Source organism: Actinoplanes sp. NPDC049802 (genome assembly GCF_040656595.1).
In the GTDB taxonomy this organism is placed as follows: domain Bacteria; phylum Actinomycetota; class Actinomycetes; order Mycobacteriales; family Micromonosporaceae; genus Actinoplanes.
The window spans coordinates 78,883-101,706 of the sequence record NZ_JBFAMR010000013.1 but is presented as its reverse complement, the minus strand read 5'-3'; the positions used below and the strand labels follow the sequence as shown (position 1 = coordinate 101,706).

18 protein-coding genes are annotated in these 22,824 nt (G+C 70.0%); 7 read left to right on the top strand and 11 right to left on the bottom strand.

Going from position 1 to position 22,824, the window contains the following annotated elements:
• Positions 1-15 precede the first annotated feature (15 nt).
• The 4 genes from AB0I88_RS12375 to AB0I88_RS12360 are packed head-to-tail and all read left to right on the top strand — an operon-like array spanning position 16 to position 3,981.
• Positions 16-1,008, top strand: a complete 993-nt coding sequence (locus tag AB0I88_RS12375; RefSeq protein ID WP_361021863.1) for a MoxR family ATPase — start codon at positions 16-18, stop codon at positions 1,006-1,008.
• A complete protein-coding gene (locus tag AB0I88_RS12370) occupies positions 1,005-1,889 on the top strand; it encodes a DUF58 domain-containing protein (RefSeq protein ID WP_361021860.1) in 885 nt (294 codons plus the stop codon). The genes AB0I88_RS12375 and AB0I88_RS12370 overlap by 4 nt, the downstream gene beginning before the upstream one ends.
• Positions 1,886-2,854, top strand: coding sequence for a VWA domain-containing protein (locus AB0I88_RS12365; RefSeq protein WP_361021857.1), 969 nt, complete (start codon positions 1,886-1,888; stop codon positions 2,852-2,854). The genes AB0I88_RS12370 and AB0I88_RS12365 overlap by 4 nt, the downstream gene beginning before the upstream one ends.
• Entirely contained in the window at positions 2,854-3,981 is a 1,128-nt protein-coding gene (locus AB0I88_RS12360; RefSeq protein ID WP_361021854.1) for a VWA domain-containing protein, read from the top strand. Before AB0I88_RS12365 ends, AB0I88_RS12360 begins: the two co-directional genes overlap by 1 nt.
• 334 nt (positions 3,982-4,315) lie before the next feature.
• On the opposite strand, the gene AB0I88_RS12355 is transcribed toward AB0I88_RS12360, so the two are convergent.
• Both AB0I88_RS12355 and AB0I88_RS12350 read right to left on the bottom strand, forming a co-directional pair.
• On the bottom strand, positions 4,316-6,187 hold the full coding sequence (locus AB0I88_RS12355) for a TIM barrel protein (RefSeq protein WP_361021851.1): 1,872 nt from the start codon (positions 6,185-6,187) through the stop codon (positions 4,316-4,318).
• 6 nt (positions 6,188-6,193) lie between these two features.
• Complete coding sequence (locus tag AB0I88_RS12350) at positions 6,194-6,847, bottom strand: TetR/AcrR family transcriptional regulator (RefSeq protein ID WP_361021848.1); 654 nt, start codon at positions 6,845-6,847, stop codon at positions 6,194-6,196.
• A gap of 90 nt (positions 6,848-6,937) precedes the next feature.
• Here AB0I88_RS12350 and AB0I88_RS12345 point away from each other — a divergent pair, with 90 nt between their 5' ends.
• A complete protein-coding gene (locus tag AB0I88_RS12345) occupies positions 6,938-7,762 on the top strand; it encodes a shikimate dehydrogenase (protein WP_361021845.1) in 825 nt (274 codons plus the stop codon).
• The gene (locus tag AB0I88_RS12340) at positions 7,756-9,144 is read left to right on the top strand and encodes an Nramp family divalent metal transporter (RefSeq protein ID WP_361021842.1); all 1,389 of its coding nucleotides are present in this window, start codon (positions 7,756-7,758) and stop codon (positions 9,142-9,144) included. Before AB0I88_RS12345 ends, AB0I88_RS12340 begins: the two co-directional genes overlap by 7 nt.
• Positions 9,145-9,180: 36 nt before the next feature.
• On the opposite strand, the gene AB0I88_RS12335 is transcribed toward AB0I88_RS12340, so the two are convergent.
• The 3 genes from AB0I88_RS12335 to AB0I88_RS12325 form a co-directional block, all read right to left on the bottom strand.
• Positions 9,181-9,957 carry a peptidase gene (locus tag AB0I88_RS12335; protein WP_361021839.1) on the bottom strand — a complete coding sequence of 259 codons (777 nt, stop codon included), beginning with the start codon at positions 9,955-9,957 and terminating at the stop codon, positions 9,181-9,183.
• A gap of 2 nt (positions 9,958-9,959) precedes the next feature.
• On the bottom strand, positions 9,960-11,207 hold the full coding sequence (locus tag AB0I88_RS12330; protein ID WP_361021836.1) for a VWA domain-containing protein: 1,248 nt from the start codon (positions 11,205-11,207) through the stop codon (positions 9,960-9,962).
• A gap of 1,393 nt (positions 11,208-12,600) precedes the next feature.
• The gene (locus AB0I88_RS12325) at positions 12,601-13,767 is read right to left on the bottom strand and encodes an acyl-CoA dehydrogenase family protein (protein WP_361021833.1); all 1,167 of its coding nucleotides are present in this window, start codon (positions 13,765-13,767) and stop codon (positions 12,601-12,603) included.
• Between the two features lie 64 nt (positions 13,768-13,831).
• Here AB0I88_RS12325 and AB0I88_RS12320 point away from each other — a divergent pair, with 64 nt between their 5' ends.
• Positions 13,832-14,830 carry a polyprenyl synthetase family protein gene (locus tag AB0I88_RS12320; RefSeq protein WP_361021830.1) on the top strand — a complete coding sequence of 333 codons (999 nt, stop codon included), beginning with the start codon at positions 13,832-13,834 and terminating at the stop codon, positions 14,828-14,830.
• A 19-nt stretch (positions 14,831-14,849) separates the two neighbouring features.
• Here AB0I88_RS12320 and AB0I88_RS12315 read toward each other — a convergent pair whose 3' ends face one another.
• The 6 genes from AB0I88_RS12315 to AB0I88_RS12290 form a co-directional block, all read right to left on the bottom strand.
• Complete coding sequence (locus AB0I88_RS12315; protein ID WP_361021827.1) at positions 14,850-16,391, bottom strand: ricin-type beta-trefoil lectin domain protein; 1,542 nt, start codon at positions 16,389-16,391, stop codon at positions 14,850-14,852.
• Positions 16,391-17,008, bottom strand: a complete 618-nt coding sequence (locus AB0I88_RS12310) for a type II secretion system protein (protein ID WP_361021824.1) — start codon at positions 17,006-17,008, stop codon at positions 16,391-16,393. The genes AB0I88_RS12315 and AB0I88_RS12310 overlap by 1 nt, the downstream gene beginning before the upstream one ends.
• Positions 17,005-18,696: a putative Ig domain-containing protein gene (locus AB0I88_RS12305; RefSeq protein ID WP_361021821.1), complete on the bottom strand. Its 1,692-nt coding sequence runs from the start codon at positions 18,694-18,696 to the stop codon at positions 17,005-17,007. Before AB0I88_RS12305 ends, AB0I88_RS12310 begins: the two co-directional genes overlap by 4 nt.
• Before the next feature lie 123 nt (positions 18,697-18,819).
• Complete coding sequence (locus AB0I88_RS12300) at positions 18,820-19,656, bottom strand: hypothetical protein (protein ID WP_361021818.1); 837 nt, start codon at positions 19,654-19,656, stop codon at positions 18,820-18,822.
• On the bottom strand, positions 19,653-20,153 hold the full coding sequence (locus tag AB0I88_RS12295; protein ID WP_361021815.1) for a SigE family RNA polymerase sigma factor: 501 nt from the start codon (positions 20,151-20,153) through the stop codon (positions 19,653-19,655). Before AB0I88_RS12295 ends, AB0I88_RS12300 begins: the two co-directional genes overlap by 4 nt.
• Positions 20,154-20,345: 192 nt before the next feature.
• A complete protein-coding gene (locus AB0I88_RS12290) occupies positions 20,346-22,784 on the bottom strand; it encodes a glycogen/starch/alpha-glucan phosphorylase (protein ID WP_361021812.1) in 2,439 nt (812 codons plus the stop codon).
• Positions 22,785-22,824 lie beyond the last annotated feature (40 nt).

Below are 22,824 nucleotides of genomic sequence, written 5' to 3'. Positions count from 1 at the left end.
GAAAGCGATGGACGCATGAGCTGGACCGACGCCCCGCCCGCCACCGCCGGCCCGATCGAGAAGGTGCTGTACGAGGTCAAGAAGACCATCGTCGGCCAGGACAACCTGCTGGAACGGCTGATCGTGGCGCTGCTGGCCCGCGGGCACATCCTGGTCGAGGGCGTGCCCGGACTGGCCAAGACGCTCGCCGTGAAGTCCCTGGCCGAGGCGATCGGCGGTGACTTCCACCGGGTGCAGTTCACCCCCGACCTGGTGCCCGCGGACATCGTCGGCACCCGGATCTACAACCAGCAGACCGGCGAGTTCCAGGTCCAGCTCGGGCCGGTCTTCACCAACCTGCTGCTGGCCGACGAGATCAACCGGGCGCCCGCCAAGGTGCAGAGCGCGCTGCTGGAGACCATGCAGGAACGGCAGGTCACCATCGGCCGGGAGACCCACAGACTGCCCAGCCCGTTCCTCGTCATGGCCACCCAGAACCCGATCGAGAACGAGGGCGTCTATCCGCTGCCCGAGGCCCAGGTCGACCGGTTCATGATGAAGGTGGTCGTCGGCTACCCGAGCGTGACCGAGGAGTTCGTGGTGGTGGAGCGTGCGCTCGGCCGGGCCGCCGCGATCCAGAGGATCATCGACCCGGCGATCCTGACCGGGCTCCAGGACGAGGTCGACAAGGTCTACGTCGATCCGTCCCTGATCGAGTACGCGGTCAACCTGGCCCACGCCACCCGCGACCCGGCCCGGGTGGGGCTCACCGACCTGGCACGGTACGTCACCTTCGGCGCCAGCCCCCGCTCCTCGATCAGCCTGGTGCTCGCCGCCCGGGCCCTCGCCTACATCCGCGGCCGCGAGTACGTGGTGCCCGAGGACCTCGGCGACCTGGCCCTGGACGTGCTCCGGCACCGGCTCGTGCTGTCCTACGAGGCGCTCTCCGACGAGGTCACCGCCGACCTGATCATCTCCAAGATCGTGGCGAACCTGTCGTTCCCGGAGCCGGCGGGCCGGACTCGATGACATCGGCCCCCGAGCGGCTGCTGCGGCGCCTCGAGTGGAAGCTCGGGCGGCGTCTGGACGGGCGCCTGCAGGGTTCCTACCGGACCGTGTGGCACGGCGCCGGGCTGGATTTCACCGACCTGCGCGCCTACACGGCCGAGGACGACGTCCGGCACATCGACTGGAACGTGACGGCGCGCGTGGACGAGCCGTTCGTCCGGTTGTACACCGAGGATCGCGAGATGACCGCCTGGCTGGTGATCGACCGGTCGGCGTCGATGCGCTTCGGTGCCGGCGCGGGTAAGGAGTCGACAGCTTCCGACCTGGCGATCAGTATCGGGCGGTTGATCTCGCAAGGGGGCAACCGGGTCGGGGCGATCCTCTTCGACAACGGGTCACACCGGGTGATTCCGCCGCGTACGGGGCGGGATCAGGTCTTGCGGATAGCGCGCGACCTGACCACAGATCTCCCGAAAAAATCGGATCAGACGACGGATCTGACGGCGATGCTCACGCTGGCGGCGGCGACGACCGCACAGCGGCGCGGCCTCGTCTTCGTGATGTCCGACTTCATCGGCGACCCCGGCTGGGACCGCCCGCTCGCCCGGCTCACCCACCGCCACGAGGTCGTCGTCATCCGCGTCGTCGACCCGGCCGAACTCGAACTGCCCGACCTCGGCCTCATCCTCGTCGAGGACGCCGAGACCGGCGAACAGTTGCTCGTCGACACCAGCGACCCGCTGCTGCGGGCCCGGCTCACCGAACAGGTCGGCGCCCGGGAGGACGAACTCGCCGAGGGCATGCGCAGAGCCGGCGTCGACGCCCACCGGATCACCACCGACCAGGACATGCTCGCCACCCTGGTGGACATGGTCCGCCGATCCGGACGGAGGCGCCGATGACCTTCCTCCACCCGGCCGTGACCGTCGTCGCCGTGCTGCTGACGGCGGCCGCGATCACCGGCTACGTGGCGCTGCAACGGCGGCGCGACCAGGCCCTCGCGGCGGCCGGATTCAGCGCCGTGAAGAAGAGCGGTGTACGACGGCATCTGCCGTACGCGCTGCTCCTGGCCGCCCTCCCGGTCATGCTGACCGGCCTGGCCCGCCCACAGGCCGAGATCGCCGTCCCCCGGGTCGCCGGCACCGTCCTGCTCGCCTTCGACATCTCCAACAGCATGTCGGCCGGTGACGTCGCCCCGAACCGGCTGGCCGCCGCCCAGCAAGCCGCCAAGGGCTTCGTCGAGGACCAGCCGGACACCGTCGACGTGGGCGTGCTCGTCTTCGGCAGCGAGGCCCTGCTCACCCAGGCGCCCACCGACGACCACGCGGCCGCGATCGCCGCGATCGAACGGGTGTCGCCCAGCGGCGGCACCTCCCTCGGCAAGGCCATCCTGGTCGCGCTCGGCACCATCACCGGCAAACCGGTCAACCTTCCGGCCGAAGGTGCCGCACCCACCACACAGGACCTCGGCTACTGGCCGTCGGCGACGATCGTCGTCTTCTCCGACGGCGAGGAGACCGGTGGACCCGACGTACAGGCCGCCGCCGAACTGGCCGCCGCGGCCGGAGTGCGGATCCAGACGGTCGGCGTCGGCACCGCCGAGGGCGGCACCGTCGAGGTGGACGGCTTCCAACTGGCCACCGCCCTCGACGAGACGCTGCTGACGACGGTCGCCCAGGTCACCGGCGGGACGTACCACCCGGCCGGGGACGCGGCCGCGCTCGCCGCCAGCACCGGCTCGATCGATCTGCGGCTCACCACCGAGAAGGAGCCGATCGAGCTGACCGCGCCGTTCGCCGCCGCGGCCCTGCTGCTGCTCACCCTCGGCGGGCTGCTGGGTGTCCGCTGGAACGGAAGGATCGTCTGATGTCGCTGAGCTGGCCGTGGGCGTTGCTGGCGGTCCTGGCCGTACCGCTCCTGCTGACCGCCCGCTGGTGGCTGAACCGGCGCCGCAAGCGGGCCGCCGTCACGGTGTCGAGCATCGCGCTGATCCGGGCCGCCCTGCCCGGCCGCACCGCCTGGCGCCGCAAGATCCCCGTCTACCTGTTCCTGGCCGGGCTGCTCGCCCTGGCCGGTGGCGTGGCGCGGCCGCAGGCGTCGGTCTCGGTACCGTCCAACGACACCACGATCCTGCTGGCCATCGACGTGTCCGGCTCGATGTGCAACACCGACATCGCCCCGAACCGGCTCGCCGTCGCCGTCGACGCGGCCCGCGAGTTCGTCGAGGCGCAGGAGGGCGGCACCCGCATCGGGCTGGTCGCCTTCTCCGGCATCGCCGGCCTGCTGGTGGCGCCGACCACCGACAAGGCACCGCTTCTGAAGGCGATCGACGACCTCAAGACCGGCCGCGGCACCGCCATCGGCCAGGCCATCCTCACCTCGATCGACGCGATCGCCGAGATCAACCCGGAGGTGGCCGGCACCGGCGCCGAACTCGGCGAGACCACCACCCCCGGCGGCACCCCGGCCGACTACCAGCCGGACACCATCGTGGTCCTCACCGACGGCTCCAACACCACCGGCGTCGACCCGGTCACCGCCGCCGAACAGGCCGCGGCCCGCCGGCTGCGCGTCTACACGATCGGATTCGGCACCACCGAACCACAGCAGATGATCTGCACCGCCGACCAGATCGGCGGCGACTCGGCCTTCGGCGGCGGCAACTTCGGCGGCGGTCTAGGCGGCGGCCGGGGCGGCGGCAACCGCGAGATCGACGAGGAGGCCCTCACCCAGGTGGCCGACCTGAGCGGCGGCCGCTACTTCAAGGCCGAGGACGCCGAACAGCTCACCGACGTCCTCGCCGACCTGCCCCGCGAATTCGGCCTCACCAGACGAGACGTCGAGATCAGCGCCTGGTTCCTCCTGCTCGGCACACTCCTGGTCACCGCGGGCGTCACCCTCTCGCTCTGGTGGAACCGCGGCCCCGCGATCCGTCGCCCCCAACCCGTTCAACCCATCTCCGGTACGGGAGGGAAAGCCCCCGAAAGCAGATGACCCCGGACCGCCGAGCCGAGCGACCACCTGCCGGGTCAAGCCTTTGCCGCCCCCGCCGGGCTGAGCTCGGTGGGGGCGGCTGGTCGTGGGGGGTTGTTTCAGGGTTTGGAGGCAGCGTTCTGGGCCGGCTGGTTGTGGGGATTGTCTCCGGAGGTCTGCGGCAGCACTGAGGGCCACCTGGACCCGGTGGCCCGTGCGGCGCCAGCCGCCCGATCAGGCTCAGCCCGGCGGACGCGGCAAAGGCTTGACCCGGCAGATGATCGCGTGGCTCGGCGGGACTGTCCCCGTCTTGCGGGGCGGGGACACGCGTACCGGAAAGGGGTGTTCGGCTTTTTCAGGCCGTGCTGAGGCGGCGGTGGCGTTGGGCGGCCATGCGGACCGGGGCGTTGGATTCGCCGAAGCGGTCGTAGCCGTGGCGGCGTTCGACGATCTCGAAGAAGACGCGGCCGCCGAGGACCGGCGTGTAGAGGTGGAGGAGTTCGCCGCCGGACGGGTCGCGGTCGTAGAGGATGCCGTGCCGGCTCAGGGTGGCCACGTAGTCGGCGGGGAGGTTGAAGCGGGCGGCCAGGTCGTCGTAGTAGTTCGCCGGGACCGGCAGGGACGGCAGGGTCAGCGCCCCGGCGGTGGCGATCAGGTCGGCGGTCGTGAAAGCCACGTGCTGCGGGTCGGCCACGCCGGGCGCCCAGTCGCCGCGACGGAGCAGGGCCACGGTGAGGGCAAGGCGGACGTTGCGATCAGGATCGGCCACGGCGCGTGAGCGCATCAGCCCGTACGGGGCGGCGAACTCCTCGGTGGCGAGATGATCGAGGCCGAGCACCGAGTGGTAGAAGAGGCCGGCCTCGTCGAAGTGGTCGAACGGCTGGGCCAGGCCGAGATGGTCGACGGTGAGCAGGCCGGCGCCGGGGCCCGGAGCCGTGCCGGTGGGCAGGAAGTCGGAGCGCCAGTCGTCACCGGGATGGGTGACGAAGACGTTGGTGCCGTCGGGGGCGGTGATCGCGGCGAGTTCGGCCTCGCCGGGTTCGCGCACGTTGGGGTGGGCCGGGGCGGACAGCGCCTCCGCCCGGGCCAGGGAGAGTGGCGGATTCTCGGAGGTGACCGCGAACGCGCTGATGGCGGCGGGGCCCGGTTGGGTGACGGCGCTGTTCAGCACGATTCGGCAGGCGCCCTGCTCCCACAACTCGACCGGTTTGGTGCGGTGCTGGCCGGTGTGGGCGAAACCGAGTCCGCGCAGGGCGGATCGCAGCTCGGGCCGGGACCGCCCGTCGACGGCGAATTCGGTGAAGGCGTGCCCGGTCAGCCTCGGCGCGGAGGGAAGACGGCGAGCGCCGGACCGGTCGGTGGGGGTGACCGAGGTGGCGGACCGGTCGGTGGGGGCAGCGGTGGTGCTGGGGGCGAGGGCGGCGAGGCGGTCTTCGAGGAGGGTGAGGGAGCGGATCGCGTCGACCGCGGTGCGCGCCGGGTCGGACTGGCGGAAGACGTCGTTGAAGACTTCCAGCGACAGCGGTCCGCCGTAGCCGGCGGCGAGCGCCAGGGAGACGAAGCGGGGCAGGTCGAAGGCGCCCTGACCGGGGAAGAGCCGATGGTGGCGGCTCCATTGGAGCACGTCCATCCGCAGGTGCGGCGCGTCCGCCAACTGCAGGAAGAAGATCTTGCCGGGGGTGATGCCGGCGATGCCGTCCGGTGGAACCTCGCGGGACAGCACGTGGAACGAGTCGAGGCACAGCCCGAGCGCCGGGTGATCGGCTTGTTCGACGATGCGCCACGAGTGGTCCCACGTGGACACGTGACGGCCCCAGGCGAGGGCCTCGTACGCGACCCGCATGCCGTGCCCGGCCGCCCGGTCGGCCAGCAGCGCGAGTTGTGCGGCCGCCAGGTCGTCGTCGTCGACGGCGGCAGGCGACACCGACGAGCACACCAGCACGGTGTCCACACCGAGCTCGGCCATCACGCCGAACTTCCGCTCGGCCCGCTCCAGGTTGGCCTTGAGCAGCTCGCCGGGCACCGCCTCGAAGTCGCGGAACGGCTGGTACAGGTCGATGCTCAGGCCGAGGTCGGCGCACCGGCGCCGGATCTCCGCCGGTGACCTGGGTGACACCACCAGGTCGTTCTCGAACATCTCGATGCCGTCGAAACCGGCCGCGGCCGCCGCCGTCAACTTGTCGTCAAGGGTGCCGGAAACACAAACCGTAGCGATCGACCGGCGCATCGGACCTCACCTTCGTAGGTAGCCGGTCACCAGGTCGCCGAGCATGGTGCGGTAGTGCTCGCGGCGGGACTCGTCGAGCAGGTCCCGGTCGAAGAGCGCGCCCCAGGTGTGGCGGTTGGCGACGCGGAAGAAGCAGAACGAGCTGATCATCATGTGGACGTCGAGGGCGTCGACGTCGTCGCGGAACGTGCCCTCCTCGCGGCCCCGGTCGAGGACGCGGCTGAGCAGGTCGACGGCCGAGCTGTTCAGGTCGACGAGCCGGGCCACGTGGGTCATGTGCTTGGCGTGCTGCGCGTTCTCGACGCTGACGAGTTTGATGAAGGCCGGGTGTGCCTCGTGGTGGTCGAAGGTGATCTCGGCGAGGCGGCGGACGGCGGCGACCGGGTCGAGGTGGTCGACGTCGACGGCGCGTTCGGCGGCCCGGATCTCCGCGTACGCCCGCTCGAGAACGGCCAGGTAGAGCTGCTCCTTGCCGCCGAAGTAGTAGTAGATCATCCGTTTCGTGGTGCGGGTCCGGGCGGCGATCTCGTCGACCCGGGCGCCGCTGTAGCCGCTCTCGGCGAACTCCTCGGTGGCCACGTCGACGATCTCGGTGCGGGTGCGCTCAGCGTCGCGCCGCCGTTCTCCCACCCGTGCCGTCACCGTTTTCTCCTGCGTCATGTGGCAAGTCTGCCGTGGGGGTTGACAGTGTCCGCCGTCACACCCGATAACTAACGTACCAGTTCGTACATTAAAGATGGAGATCGGAATATGGTGGCTCGCCGGTGTGGGTTGATCGGAGCCGGAATCGGCACGTCGCTGTCACCGGCGCTGCACGAGACCGAGGGGCGCCACCACCACATCGGACTCACCTACACGCTGTTCGACACCGGGAACCCCGCCGATCTCGAACGGCTCCTCGACGAGGCCGAACGCGCCGGCTTCGCGGGGCTCAACATCACCCACCCCTTCAAGCAGCAGGTGATCAAACACCTCGACGCTCTGTCCCCGCAGGCCCGCGACATCGGCGCGGTCAACACCGTGGTCTTCCGGGACGGGCGGCGGCAGGGGCACAACACCGACGCGTACGGGTTCGCCGAGTCCTTCCGGGCCGGCATGCCGGGCGCGGCCGTCCGCCACGTCGTGCAACTGGGTGCGGGCGGCGCCGGGGCCGCCTGCGGTCACGCACTGCGGGAGCTGGGCACGCAACGTCTCACCATCGTCGATCCGGACGCCGACCGTGGCGGGGAGCTGGCCGACCGTCTCGGCGCGGTCCACGCCACCGAGGCCGTGCCGGAGCTGCTCGCCGACGCCGACGGGCTGGTCAACGCCAGCCCGGTCGGCATGCGCCACCACCCGGGGACGCCGCTTCCCGCAGAGTCGCTCCACCGTGGCCTGTGGGTCGCCGACATCGTCTACATGCCGCTGGAGACGGAGCTGCTGCGTGCCGCCCGCGCCCTCGGCCTGTGGACGATCGGCGGCACAGCGATGTGTGCCTACCAGGCCGCCGCGGCGTTCGAGCTGTTCACCGGGCGTACCCCCGATATCGCGCGGATGTTGCTTCATCTCTCCCAGATCCTGGAGCGGCAATGTTGACCGAGACCACCACTCGTGAACTGCCCGAACCCCTCTCGCTGCGCCGGATGGTCGGGCCCGGCGTCGTCGCCGTCGGCATCGGCATGGCGGCCGGCGAGATCATCCTCTGGCCGTATCTGACCGCCCTCGGTGGACTGGGCCTGCTCTGGCTGGCGTTCACCACGCTGGCCGTGCAGTTCGTCATCAACATGGAGATCGAGCGCTACACCCTGGCCACCGGGCAGACCGTCGTCGCCGGCTTCTCCCGCTGGTGGAAGGGCTGGGGCGTCATCATCTGCCTGGCCGGCGCCTTCCAGTACGTCTGGCCCGGTTGGGCGACCAGCGGTTCGACCGTCTTCACCTATCTGATCGGGGGCGGCGACCCGGTCTGGATCACGGTGGCCACCCTGGCGATCATCGGCGTGCTGCTGTCGCTGTCCAAGGTGGTCTACAAGACCGTCGAGCGGGTCGAGGTCGCCAAGGTCGCGCTGACCCTGTTCTTCCTGCTGGTAGTGGTCATCTTCGTGATCTCGCTGAGCACCTGGGGCGAGGGCGCGAAGGCCATCGTCACCGAGTTCGGCCGGATCCCGGACGGCATCACCTTCACCATGCTGCTCAGCGCGATCGGCGCGGCCGGCGCCGGTGGTGTGCACAATCTGGTGCTGAGCAACTGGATCCGTGACAAGCGGTACGGCATGGGCGCGCACGTCCCCCGGCTGATCTCCCCGATCACCGGCCGGGTCGAGGCCTCCGGCGGCGCCGACCGGTACGGGTTCCCGATGGACGACACCTCGCTGAGCCGCTGGAACGTGTGGTGGAAGCGGGCCAACATCGAGCACCTGATCACGTTCGTGGCGGTCTGCTTCGTGACGATCGGTGTGATGAGCCTGCTCGCCTACGAGACGCTGTTCGGCCGCGGCGACCTCACGTCGGACCCGTCGTTCCTGCGGATCCAGGGCGACATCTTCGCCGACGAGGTCGGCGTCTGGCTCAAGCTGCTGTTCCTGGCGGTGGCCGCGGTGTCGCTGTGGGCCGCCGCGATGGGCCTGCTCGACGTCATCGGCCGGGTCGCGTCGGACTTCCTGCGCCGCAACTACCTCGCCGGCTCGGCGCGCTGGACCGAGCCCCGCCTCTACCTGACCGTGGTGTGGGCGGAGATCGTGCTCGGCTCGATCATCCTGCTGGCCGGTTTCACCCAGCCGCTGGGCCTGCTGATCGTCTCCACCTGCGCGGCCTCGGTGGTGACGCTGCTCTACTCGATCCTGCTGGTGAGACTCAACATCCGGGATCTGCCGGCGCCGGTGCGGATGCGGGGCTGGCGGCTCGGCGGCATGCTCGTGGCGATCGGCTTCTACGGCTTCTTCGCCGTCGCGATGGTCGTCACCCAGCTCGACAAGCTGTGACGTTTCGAGGGGGCCGCACGGCCCCCTCGACAACGGTCAGGCCCGGCGCCTGCGGGTCCAGGAGAACCCGATCAGGCCGGTGATCGCGGCGATCACGCCACCGGTCACCGTCCACACCCACCGGGACGAGAAGTCCGGCAGCCAGTCCGCGGAGATGTAGAACTGGCTGTCCTCGCTCTCCTCGACCTGTTCCACGGCGGGCGTGGCGGTCAGCACCTCGCCCGGCTGGTTGTCCGGCACCAGCGGAGCGGCCAGCTCGCCCTGGTCGGCGCCGGTGTCACCGGTCGGCGCGGTCAGGCTCAGCTTCACGTCGATCGGCAGGCCCAGGTCCTTCTCCGGCAGGTCGGTGCTGGACAGGCGTACGTAGTAGGTGCCCGGCAGCGGGTCGCCGTCCCACGGCTCGGCCCACGACCGGACCTGCCGCAGCCGGCAGCCCAGGGTGAGCTCGGTGTCGGAGACGGCGGCGACCGGGCTCTGCTCGCCGCCCACGCACGCCTGCCGCCGTCGCAGCCCGTCGAACACCTCGACGGTCCACGACTGGGCGCCGGTGCGGTCGCCGGACTTCGGCAGATCCACGCTGACCGCCAGTTCGGGGCGCTGCCCGGCCTCGGCCGGGAACGACCAGTACAGGTAGTCGCCGGTGACCGCGGCGACGTTGACCGGCTGACCGGCGGCGATGGTCACCGCGGTCAGGAAGGAGGTGCCCGCCGTGTGGATTCCGGCGGCCGGTTTCGGGTCCTCCGAGGGGTCGGCGAACGCGGGGGTGGGCAGCATGATGAAGCCGAGGGCGGCCAGGGCCGGCAGTGCTCGCATGATCAGTTCACTCCCCATTTGGCGACCCACCAGCGGGTCAGCCAGCCGGCCAGCACTCCGGCCACCAGGCCGGCGATCGCCAGCACGAACAGCAGCAGCCAGCCGCGGCCCAGACCGGGCGCGTCCGGCGCGTCGGAGGCCGGGGCCAGGCCGACGGTGAGTTCCACCGGCATGCCGGGGGCGCCCGCCGCGGTGGCCGAGGCGAACGAGTTGCTGACCTCCAGGCAGATGTCGGAGGTCGCCGACAGGTCCGGTTCCTCGTCGCCGGACCAGCGCAGGCCCGCCGAGATCACGTCGGCGCGGCCGCTGCTCGCGTCCACGCCGCGGACCAGCTCCCGGCCGTCCATCGTGGCCGCCTTGATCAGTACGCCGTAGTCCCGGTTCAGCGGGCGGTCCAGCGCGACGCTGACCGAGGCGCGCAGCTCGTCACCGGATTCGACGGCGACCCGGTAGTAGCGGTGCTCGCCGATCAGTTCCCGGTCGGAGTAGACACCGGCGGCCAGCAGCGGCGCCTTGGCGCAGTCCTTCGCGCCGGTGACCGCGGCCGGGGTGACCGGCGGCGGCAGCGCGGCCCGGTCGACGAGCTGCTTGATCCGGTCGGTCAGCTCCTCCTCGCTCTGCGCGGAGGCGTACGTCCCACCGGTCGCCTGCGAGATGCAGACCAGCTGCTTGCGGGTCTTCTCGTCGGGCGCCAGACCGAGCGTGTCGATGACCAGCTCGGTGCCCTGCGCGGCCAGTTCGCGGGCGACGTCGCACGGGTCCGGTGGCGTGCAGGTGTCCTCACCATCGGTGATCAGCACGATGCGGCGTACCGAGCCGGTGCCGGCCAGATCCGCGGCCGCCTCGCGCAGCGCCAGGCCGATCGGGGTGAAGCCGGTCGGTTTCAGGGTGGCGATGGCGTTCTTGGCGGCGACCCGGTTGACCGTGCCGATCGGGACGATCTGCTGGGTGTCCTTGCAGCCGAGCCGCTTGTTCTTGCCGGCGTAGGTGGCGCCCAGCACCCGGATGCCCAGCTGGGTGGTCTCCGGCAGCGAATCGACGACCTCGTTGAAGGCCTGCTTGGCGACGGTCATCCGGGTCTCGCCGGCGTCGACGTCGGCGGCCTTCATCGACCCGCTGACGTCGAGAACCAGTTCGACGACGGGCGGTTCGGTCTCGGGTTCGTCGGCGAGCGCGGGGGTGGCGCCGAGGCACGCGGAGGCCGCGATCAATCCTATTGCTGTCACTAAGGACAGTTTTCTATGGATCACGCGGCAAGATCATAAACAGCCTTCCACGGTACGGTGCACGCCGCCCCCGGCTGGGCGTCAGCGGCGTCTTGCAGTACGCGAGGCAGCGCTGACGCTGATGGCCGATTGTTCTCCGTGCCTTCCCGCGGCCGGTAGGTGCCGGCCGGCGCGCACGTAAGGCTCTGCGTGGTCGTTCACGGGTGTCACAGCGGCGGTCCGGGCACGCGATCGGTGCGCTGTGCGCGCCCACCTGACCGGCGCGGGCGGGGCGAGGGCGAGCGATTCTGCCAGCAGGCCAGGGCTGCCTCAACGCACGTGAGGCAGCCCTGACCCTGCTGGCTTATCAGTAAAGGCTCGCTACCAGCGCATATCCGGTCCGGCCCCGCTTTGCCAGGCCGCACGACGTGGGTGCCGGGTAGCGGAAACCGGACCTGGATCAGGGATTCGGCGACGGCGGTCGGCGACGGCGGTCGGCGGTCCAAGACCGGTGAAGATCCGTCCGTTGCGGTGGTTGCGCATGTGGACGGCATTGTTTGAGCGGTGTGCTCGTCGTTGGGCAAGGCCGGCGAAGCGACCCGGCCGGTCGCGGTGGCTCCTCGGCGATCGCTGTTGACGCTGCCCCGTGAACTCCGCCGTGTGGCCCCGGCCGGCCGTCGCACGGAATCACCATCACGTTCACCGGCTGGCAGCGGACGCGGAGACGAATTCCCGTCCGGGGAGACGGGACACGGATTTCGGCCATCTGTGTTCTGCAGACGTGACACCCGCAACGGGTGTCGTCACACCCACTACGGGTGTCGTGTTCTCCGAGCACACATCGCTCTGCACGCCGGCCCTCCGCCCACCGGGCGCCAGGACGTCAGGACGCCAGTGCGACGAGGCAACGGGGCGCCGGGACGTCAGGACCCCGGGGTGCCAGGGTGCCAGGACGCCAGTGCGACGAGGCAACGGGGCGCCAGGACGTCAGGACCCCGGGGTGCCAGGGTGCCAGGACGCCAGTGCGACAGGACGCCAAGACGCCAGGGGTGCGCCAAGACGCCTGGACACCAGGACGCCAGGGCGGCGGGGCGACAGGACGCCTGGACGCCAGGGCGGCAGGGCGCGCCGTCGGTGTGCTGGGTGCGCCTGCCCGGCGGGCCGGACGGGGCCGAGCGAATCGGCACGCACGCAGGGCCCTGCGCGGTCGCTCACGAGTGTCACAGCGGTGCTCGGGGGCACACCGTCGGTGCGCTGTGCGCCCCCGCCCGGCGGGCGGGCGATTTAGCCAGCAGCGTCAGCGCTGACGCCCAGCCGGACCACCGATCTCAGCCCGGGGGCCGCGGCACCGGCGTGACCCGGCGGCGAGATCGCGCGGGCGCCGCGGAGCAGGCGGAATGCGGTTGTGGACGGGGCACGCCGTACCGGAGAAAGGGCTTTATCGGTAGGCGGAGTGGCCGGTGAGCGTTTGGCCGATCACCAGCGTGTGGATCTCCGAGGTGCCCTCGTAGGTGACGACCGACTCGAGATTGTTGGCGTGCCGCAAGGGGGAGTACTCCAGGGTGATGCCGCTGCCGCCCAGGATGCTGCGGCACTCGCGGGCGATCGCCAGCGCCGTGCGCACGTTGTTGAGCTTGCCCACGCTGATCTGGTGCGGCCTGATCCGCCCGGCGTCCTTGAGCCGGCCCAGGTGCAGGGCGAGCAGGGCGGAGGTGCTCAGGTCGACCGCCATGTTCGCGAGCTTGCCCTGGGTGAGCTGGAAAGCGGCGATCGGCTTGCCGAACTGGACGCGCGTGTTCGCGTAGTCGATCGTGGTGCGCAGCGAGTCCAGGGCGGCGCCGACCGAGCCGAAGACGATGCCGAACCGGGCCTCGCTCAGGCAGCTCAGCGGGGCGCCCAGGCCGGCCGCCCCGGGCAGCATGGCCGAAGCGGGCAGACGGACCTCGTCGAGAGACAGCTCGCCGGTGATCGACGCGCGCAGCGACAGCTTCTGCTTGATCGTCTGGGTGGTGAAGCCGGGCGTGCCCCTCGGCACCAGGAAGCCGCGGATGCCGTCCTCGGTCTGCGCCCAGACGGTCGCCACGTCGGCGATGCTGCCGTTGGTGATCCACATCTTGGAGCCGGTCAGAACCCAGTCGTCGCCGTCGCGGACCGCCCGGGTGCGCATGTTCGCCGGGTCGCTGCCGAAGTCCGGCTCGGTCAGGCCGAAACAGCCGATCGCCTCGCCGGCCGCCATCCGGGGCAGCCACTCCTGCCGCTGCTCCTCGGACCCGTACTTCCAGATCGAGAACATCGCTAGCGAGCCCTGCACCGAGACGAAACTGCGCAGCCCGGAGTCGCCGCCCTCCAGTTCCAGGCAGGCCAGGCCGTACGCCACCGCGCTCGTCCCGGCGCAGCCGTAACCCTCCAGGTGCATGCCGAGGACCCCGAGTTTGCCCAGCTCCGGCGCCAGCTCGCGGGGGAAGGTGCCGTTCTCGAACCAGCCCGCGACGTTCGGCCGGACGTGCTCGGCCACGAAACGGGCCACCGTCTCGCGGATCTGCCGCTCCTCGTCGCTGAGCAGGCTGTCGATGTCGATCAGGTCGAGCGGATCGGTGACGGTCATATGCTGATTCTGCACCGCGGACCTGATCAGCGGGCTCCCAGTCGGTTGATCTAGCCTCTTGATCATGGCGGCCGCGATACCGGGACTCAGTGACCTCGTCGATCCGTCCGTCCGGGACGGCGTCTCGGACTTCCTGACGGAGGTGGAGACCGGGCTGTACGCCGCGGTGGCCAGCAACGACCCGCTGATCGACGAGGTCGCGGCGCACCTGGTGCGAGCCGGCGGCAAACGGTTCCGCCCGATGATGGTGGCGCTGTGCGCCCAGTTCGGCGATCCGGGACGGCCCGAACTGCTGCCGTCGGCGGTGCTCATGGAGCTGACCCACCTGGCCACCCTGTACCACGACGACGTGATGGACGAGGCGTCGCTGCGGCGCGGCACGGCCAGCGCCAACTCGCGGTGGAGCAACCGGCTGGCCGTCTACGTCGGCGACTTCCTGCTCGCCCGGGCCGCGTCGTTGGCCGCCGGCCTGGGCGACGAGGCCGTACGGCTGCAGGCCGCCACCCTGTCCCAGCTGGTCCGCGGCCAGCTCGCCGAGACGGTCGGCCCGCGCGGCGGCGACCCGATCCGGCACCATCTGCGCGCCATCGAGGACAAGACGGCCTCGCTGATCGCCACCTCGGCCCGGTTCGGCGGCCTCTTCGGCGGCCTGCCCGCCGGGCACGTGACGACGCTCGCCGAGTTCGGCACCGCGATCGGGATCGCCTTCCAGCTCTCCGACGACGTACTGGACATCGCCTCCGAATCGGCCCAGTCCGGCAAGACTCCCGGCACCGACCTGCGCGAGGGCGTACCCACCCTGCCGATGCTCTACGCCCTGTCCGATCCGTCCGCGGCCGGCCCCCGCCTGCGGGAACTGCTCAGCAAAGGCCCCCTCACCGACGATGAGGAGCACGCCGAGGCGCTCGCCCTGCTCCGCGAGTCGGCGGCCCTCAAACAGGCCCGGGAGACCGTGCACGGATACGCCGAGGCGGCCCGCCACAGCGTCGCCACCCTGCCCGCCTGCGCCGCCCGGCAGACGCTGGAGCAGCTCTGCCACTACATCGCGGATCGCACCGGCTGACCCGTACGGGATCGGCGGGCTACTTCTCGGCCAGCTCGATCAGCGGCGTGGGCTGGTTGATGTTCGCCGGCGCGTTCCACTTCTGCAGGTCCGACGTGTCGCACACGGCGACCTTGACCTTGCTGGTGCCGTCACCGTGGAAGTCTTCCGGGTCCTTGCTGTCCTGGCTGGTGGGCTGCAGGCAGTTGCCCTTGTAGTCCATGATCCGGTAGCTGGTGCCGTAGTCGCCGGTGTCGTGATAGACGGTCCAGGTCACGGTGGGCTGCGTCTTGGACGCCGCGTTCGGGCAGTTGGTCACCGTCACCCAGGAGGTCGCGGTGGCGGTGCCCGGCGACGTCAGGCAGTAGTCCTTGCTGCTGATGTCGATGATTTTGCCGGCGCTGTCGTAGACCACGCTGTTGCTGTTGCTGTTGGCGCTGTAGTTGTTGACGACGATCGGCCCCGACTTCAAGATTGCCGGCAGCACCGGCACCGGGTGGACCCACTGCTGGTTGAAGTCGACCAGCGCGCCGGGATCCTGCTTGCAGAACCAGGCAATCATGTATTTCGAGTCGGTCTTCTTGCTCGTGACGTCGAGACAGCGGCTGAACTGCTTGTAGTTGACGAGCTGGTTGGTGGCGTCGCCGGCCATGCCGGCGCCCACGCCCGGAGCGGCGTACCACACGGTCTTGTCGTCGGTGACGCCACAGCCGTCGAGGACCACCGCCCGGTCGACGGCCGAGGTGGGGGACTTGACGTTCATGCAGAAACTCGAGTCCGATTTGATGTCCGCGTTGGTGGCGTGGAAGAGACTGTTGCCGTCCAGAGCCCACTGGTACAGCCGGTTCCGGACGGTGGGGCACGGCCGGAAGATGATCGGAGTGCCGTTCGTGCGGGAGGCCTGTGCGAAGAGGCACATTCCGGACGGCGCGGAGGACGTCTCCGAGTGGATCAGTTTGAGGTACAGGTCGGGGGTGTAGCCGAACTGCTGCTGGCTGCTGCCGTTGCACTTGCGTGCGGTGACCACGGTGCCGGACGCCGGGCTCTTGGCGGAACCGGCGTCGAGGCACTGATCGCCCAGGCCGGCGGGCGCGCTCTTGATCTTGATGCGGCCGCCGGGGATGTTCGTGTTGCTGGTGGTGAAGACGTAGGTGGCGGTGAGGGTTCGCGTCACCGGCCCGTTGGTGCCGACGGCGGTGACGACCGCGGTGGCGGGCACGTCGTTGACCGTGCAGTTGGTGGTCTCCTTACCGTCCTGGTCCCGGTAGAGCACCGACACGGTGTACGACATCTGCTCGCCGGCGGCATTGAGGCCCGCGGTCCCGGACATCTTGCACGGCGGCAGGTTCTCCAGGTAACCGTTCTGTTCGTCGTCCGCGGCCGCACGGACCCGGGCCATCATCACATCCAGGCCGGCCTGGGCGGCGTCGAGCGCGACGTTCCGCTCGTCATAGACCTGGGTGGACTCGATCTGCCGCATGACGATCGGCGCCAGGGTGGCCGAGAGGGCGAGGACGACCGTGACGACCAGCATCGTCAGTGGCATCGACCCGCGGTCGTCGAGCCGGAGCGAACGTTTCATCAGGTCGGCCTTCCCTTGCTGCAGTCGCTGAGAGTCGACGTGTTGCGGTTGGTGTTGCGGGCGGTGAAGAGCACGTCCAGCGGAAGGCTGGTGGTGCCGATCCGGCCGGTGAACCGGAGCCGCACCTGGGCGTGCTCCAGCTCGTAGTTGGCGCCGACGCCGCTGCTGTTCGGGGTGGCCGAGGCGTACGGCCGGTCGCCCGGCTGGTAGAGGGTGAACGGCGCGGTGCTTCCCGTCGGGACCAGATCGGTGGCGATGGTGGTCGGCGATCCCGGCACGGCGCCGGCCACCATCTTCCAGGTCTTCTGAATCAGCACCCGGTCCTTGAAGACGAGCTGGCGGCAGTCGTCGGACGAGGTGGCCCACTCCAGGTACCAGCCGCCGTTCACCTGGCCCGGCGTCGACACCCAGCTCGCGTAGCGCAGTTCCTTGTCGAGCCGCCGGAAACTGTTGCCGATCTGCTCGCGGGCGAAGGTGATGCCCTCGGTCCGGTTGACGTTGGAGTAGATCTCCAGGACCGCGCCGGTGGCCATCACCATGATCACCGACATGATCGAGGTGGCGACGAGGACGTCGATCAGGGAGAAGCCGTGGTCGTCCTGCCTGTCGTCGCTCATGCTGTGACCGTCCAGGTGAAGTTGAGGATGCTGGTGGCCGGCGGCGTCTGGCTGGTCGCGGTGGCGGTGACGTGATAGATACCGGCCGCGCTGGGTGTCCCGGAGATGACCCGGGTCGAGGCGTTGAACGTGAGACCCGGCGGCAGGCCGGTGACCGTCATCGTGACCGTGGGCACCGGAATCAGCTGACTTGCGTTCGTGACCAGGCTCAAGCTCGCCGCGTTCAGCAACTTCGTGCTCTGGTCGGGCGCGGTGAGACTGGGCGCGGTGAACTTCAGCGTGCCGCTGCCGTCCACGATGATCACGAACTGCCGGCTGGCCGTGGCGCCCGTTCCGTCGGTGACGGTGATCGTGGGCTGGAACCGGCCGGTCGCGGTGGACCGGCCCGATACGACGCCGTCCCGCACCCTGATCGCCGGCCCCGGGGGCAGACCGACGGCGCTGAAGGTGTAGACGCCGTCGCCGCCGGAGGCCGTCGCGGTGACGTCGAGCTGTGAGGTCAGCGTGAGGTTCTGGTCGGCCAGGGCGCCCAGAACGAGAGACGGCAGGACGACATGGGTGTAGGTGCCGGTACCCGTCCGATTGTTGGCGTCGGTCACCGTGACCGTCACCAGGTAGGTCCCCGGGGTGGCCGGGGCGCCGCCGATCGCACCGGTCGCCGTGTCGAACGTCAGGCCGAGCGGCAGGTTCTCCACCTCGTAGGACTTGTACGCCGGCACGCCGTTCGCGGCGGTCGCCTTCAGCGCCACCGTCTTGCCGACCTGGCTGGTGGTGTTCGCCGGCATGCTCACGGTCGGTGGCCTGACCACGGTGAACTTGACCGCCGCGCTGTTGTTGCGGTTGTACTTGTCGGTGACCGTGGCCGTCGCGTTCAGCACCACGGCGGTGGTGGGGATCCCACTGATCAGGCCTGCGCTGTTCATGGTGAGACCGGGCGGGAGAGAGCTGACCGTCCACGTGTTCGGAAGCTGGCCACCGCGAGCCGCCATCTGATAAGAGACGTCGGTGTCGCCCACGTACCAGGTCGGGTTGTTCTCCAGCACCTGCGGCGAGGGACGGTTGAAGTCGAAGGTCGGCTCGGAGGCGCGGGACACCAGTGTGGTGGAGATGTAGGCGCACCGGCCGTCGGTGGTCCGGCAGGAGGCGTGCGGCCACGTCACCAGTACGACCACGCGGAAGAATTGCAGGACCTTGGTGGTGTCGATGGTGGCGGCCTTCGGGTACACGCACTCGGTGCTGGTCCCGGTGAGGTAGACCTCGCAGTTGCCGACGTAGATGTTCTGGGTGAAGGTGATGCCGTCGACCGTGACCTTCTGGGCCGCCGTCGAGATCGGCGCGGTCGCACCCACCGTCGAGGTGGGGTCCTGGATCACCGGGTCGCCGGCGACCTTCATCTGGGTCAGATAGGGCTTGACCGAGGCGGGCGCGGCGTCGAACTGTGCCTGGGTGGCCTTGAGACTGCGACCGGTGAGCAGCGAGCTGCCCCTGAGCCCTCGTACGTGTTCCATGGCGGTGTTGGCGAGCTGGATCGCGGCCTGCATGTTGCGTTGCTTGTTGACGATCGTCAGGCTCTGCACGAAGAAGGGCGCGCCGGCCAGCATCGTGATGGACAGCACGACCAGAGCGACCAGCATCTCGACGACGCTGAAGCCGTTGTCATCCTTCTCCCGCTGTTGTTCGCTGCCCAACGCCCGCTCCCGAAAGCTTCCGTGCCGCATGGCGGGGACACCAAGGAAGCGTCCCGGTTTCGTTCGAGCGCCAGATCGGCAGCGGGAGCGGCCGGTTGAGGAGTTCGGCGCGACCGAAAGAGGCTAGTCGGTGGGGTAGAAGTTGCCGTAGACGTTCAGGGACTCGGTCGCGGCGGTGGTCGCGATCGCCTCGTAGGTGTCGCCGCCGGCGTCGCGGCCTCCGGACGGGTAGCCGTACTTCGCCGTGAAGGTGTACGTGCCGGGGGTCAGCGTGTCCGCCGAGGAGAGGGTGAAGCGGTAGAGGATCGCGTCCGCCTCCTCGATCACCGTGGTCGTCACCGAGGCGCCCGGCGTCGACTTGGTGCCGCCCCGGGAGATCAGCCCGCCGGTGCGGGCCACCCGGATCACCACTTCGAAGGCGGCCAGGTCCTCAGCGGTCTTCACGGTGACGATCGACGCGCCCGAGGTGTCGCCGCTGTCCGGGTCGACGGAGCCGTCCGACCAGAGCGGGCCCTGCCGCACCCGGGTGTTGCCGGGCCCGCCCTTGACCGGGGACGGCGACGGGGCCGCGGACGACGGCTTGCGGGTGGGCGCCGTCCGGGTGGGCGCGGGTTTCGAGGTGGCCCGGGTCGTCGGGGTGACGCTCGCGGGGGTGGTGGCGTCCGGGGTGGCGGTGGTCGTGGCGGGGGCTGCCGTGGGGGCCGGGTCCGGCTCGTCGCGGTCGATCGAGTTGGCCAGCGCCCACGTGCCGACGCCACCGCCGCCGAAGATGACGACCACGGCGGCCACCACGCCCGCCATCCGTACGCGCGGGCCACGGCGGGCGGCGCGGCGGTGGCCGGCGCCGGTGTCCCGCATGGCGGCCGTGGTGATGCGGTCCAGCATCGCCTCGCGGTCGGGCCGGTGCGCCGCCGCCTCGGCACGCAGGGCGGCACGCAACCGGTCGTCGGAGAGCCTCATCGCGCCGCCTCCCAGCCCTCGATGCGAACGTGGTCACCCAATAGTTCGGCAAGTTGCTTCGCGCCGCGAGAGGTCGAGCTCTTCACCGCGCCGACGGAGATGCCGAGGATCGCGGCGACCTCGCGTTCCGGCAGGTCGAAGGCGTATCGCAGAACCACGCAGGCGCGTCGCCGGTGCGGCAGGCGGCGTAGCGCCCCGCGTACGTCGAGGACGGCCGGCACGTCGGCGTCACGGCCGCGCCGCAGCGACTCGAACGACAACAGGCGTTCCCGCCCGCGCCGGCGCACCCACTGGCGGGACAGGTTCATCACGATGCCGTGACCGTACGCCACCGGGTCGTCGGCCGCGTCGACCCGGTCCCAGTGCCGCCACACCTCGGTCAGCGCGTCTGCGGCCAGATCGTCGGCGACCTGCGACTCGCCGGTCATCAGGTACGCCAGACGTGACAGCGAGGCGTGATGCCGCTCGAAATACGCGCGGAACGCGTCGTCGCGCACTGGCGGGCACCTCCTGCTTCGGACCGGACCGGACGACGTTAGAGATCTTGGCAGACTCCCGGCAAGAACCGTTCGGCCGGTGAGACGCGGATATCATCCGTTTTCCGTCCGCCGCCGGCATTCCGCGGAGGCGGTCACGTGCGACGGGGGCGGATCCCGTGGTGAGATCCGCCCCCGTACCCCTCTGGTCTTTCAGTCCTCCCGGGGGACCGGCACGGGCTCGACCCGCCAGATCCGGGCCGCGTAGTCGGCGATCGTGCGGTCCGAGCTGAAGAAGCCGCTGTGCGCCGTGTTGAGGATCGACATGCGCGACCACCGGTTCTGGTCGCGCCAGGTCCGGTCCACCTCGTCCTGAGTCTCCATGTAGGAGCGGAAGTCGGCGAGCGTGAGGTACTCGTCACGGTCCAGAAGCGACCCGGCGACCCGCTGTCCCACCTCGCCGAATGTGCCGTCGCGCAGCGCGTCGAGGGCGGCCCGCAGCTCCCCGTCGGCCTCGTAGTACGCCCACGGGCTGTAACCCTGCCGGTGGGCGTTGGCGGCCTGGTACGCGTCCATGCCGAAGAGGAAGAAGTTCTCCGCCCCGACCCGGGCCCGGATCTCGATGTTGGCGCCGTCCAGCGTGCCGATGGTGATCGCGCCGTTGAGGGCCAGCTTCATGTTGCCGGTGCCGGACGCCTCCTTGCCGGCCAGCGAGATCTGCTCGCTGAGGTCGGCCGCCGGGATGATGCGCTCGGCCAGGGTGACGTTGTAGTTCTCCGGGAAGACCACTTTGAGGTACGGGGAGACGACCGAATCCTCGGCGATCCGGGCCCCGACCGTGGCGATCAGCCGGATGATGTCCTTCGCCGCGTGGTACGCCGGCGCCGCCTTCCCGGCGAACAGCACGGTGCGCGGCACCCAGTCGCCGCTCGGATCGGCGCGGATCCGGTGGTACATGGCGAGCACGTGGAGGATCTTGAGCTGCTGCCGCTTGTACTCGTGGAACCGCTTGATCATCACGTCGGTGAGCGAGTCCGGGTCGCCGACCGCCAGTCTCACCTTGTTGTCCCGCTTGATCGCCCGCCAGCGCTCCACGAACGACGCGTCGTCGGCGAGCGACTCCAGGCCGGCGAGCTGTTCCAGGTCGTTGAGCCAGCCGTCGCCGCCCAGCCCCTCGGTGATCAGGTCGGACAGGCGCGGGTTGGCGAGCCGGACGAACCGGCGGGGCGAGATCCCGTTCGTCACGTTCTGGAACTTGGCCGGCCACAGATCGGCGAAGTCGTTCAGCACGGTCTCGCGCAGCAGCTTGGAATGCAGTTCGGCCACGCCGTTGACGGCCTCCGTGCCGACCACCGCGAGATGCGCCATCCGGACCCGGCGCTCCGGCCCCTCCCCGATGATCGACATGCGGCGCAGACGGTCGGGGTCCCCCGGGAACCGGGCCTCGACCTCGCGCAGGAACAGCATGTTGATCAGATAGATGATCTCCAGGTGCCGGGGGAGCAGGCGCTCGAACATGTGCACCGGCCACGTCTCCAGCGCCTCCGGCAGCAGGGTGTGGCAGGTGTACGCGAACGTCCGCCGGGTGATCGACCAGGCCTCCTCCCACTCCACCTCGTACTCGTCGACGAGCAGCCGCATCAACTCGGCGATGGCGATCGTCGGATGGGTGTCGTTGAGCTGAATGACCGTCTTGTCGGCGAACTGCGCCCAGCCCTCGTTACGCAGCCGGAACCGGCGGATGATGTCCCGCAACGAGCAGGACACCAGGAAGTACTGCTGCTTCAGCCGCAGCTCGCGGCCCAGCTCGGTGCTGTCGTCGGGGTAGAGGACCTTGCTGATGTTCTCGGCGCGCACCGCCTCCTGCACGGCCTCGGCGTACTGCCCGGCGGAGAACCGGCTCAGGTCGAAGGACGCCTCGCTGCCCCGGGCCCGCCACAGCCGGACGATGTTGACCGTCTCGGTGCCGTAGCCGGGAACCAGCATGTGGCTGGGCTCGCCGAGCACGATCTCCCCCGGCACCCAGCGCTTGCGGGTCTGCGAGCCGGGGACCGGCTCGGTGTGCCCGTAGAAGCCGACCGTCTGCCGGTCGTCGGGAGCCGGGAACTCCCACGGATTGCCCTGGAAGGCCCAGTCGTCGGGGCGCTCGGTCTGCCCCTCCTCGGTGATGATCTGGCGGAAGATGCCGAAGTCGTAGCGGATGCCGTAACCGACCGCCGGGATGTCCCGGGTGGCCAACGAGTCGACCAGGCAGGCCGCGAGCCGGCCCAGGCCGCCGTTGCCGAGGCCCGGCTCGATGTCGAGCTCCTCGAGGTCCTCCAAGGTGAAGCCGAGCGCCTTGACCGCGTCGGCGGCCAGCTCGCCGGTCCCGGAGTAGAGCAGGTTCTGTTCGAGCTGCGCGCCGAGCAGGTACTCCGCGGAGAGGTAGTAGACCCATCTGGGGTTGGTCGCGAAGTGTGCGGCCGCGGTGCGGGACCGCCGCTCGGCGAGCCTGTCGCGCACCGTCAGAGACAGCGTCTCGTACGCATCCCGCGCGCTGGCCGACTCCACTGTCGTGCCGCGCCGATAGAAGAGGTTGCTCAACAGGTCCTGCTGGAAATCATCGGCGGTCTTGCCCAGTTTGCGGAGACCGATGCCCTGTCGAAGATCCATGCCGCCATTGTGCCCGCCTGACGTTTCCGATGACCGCTCT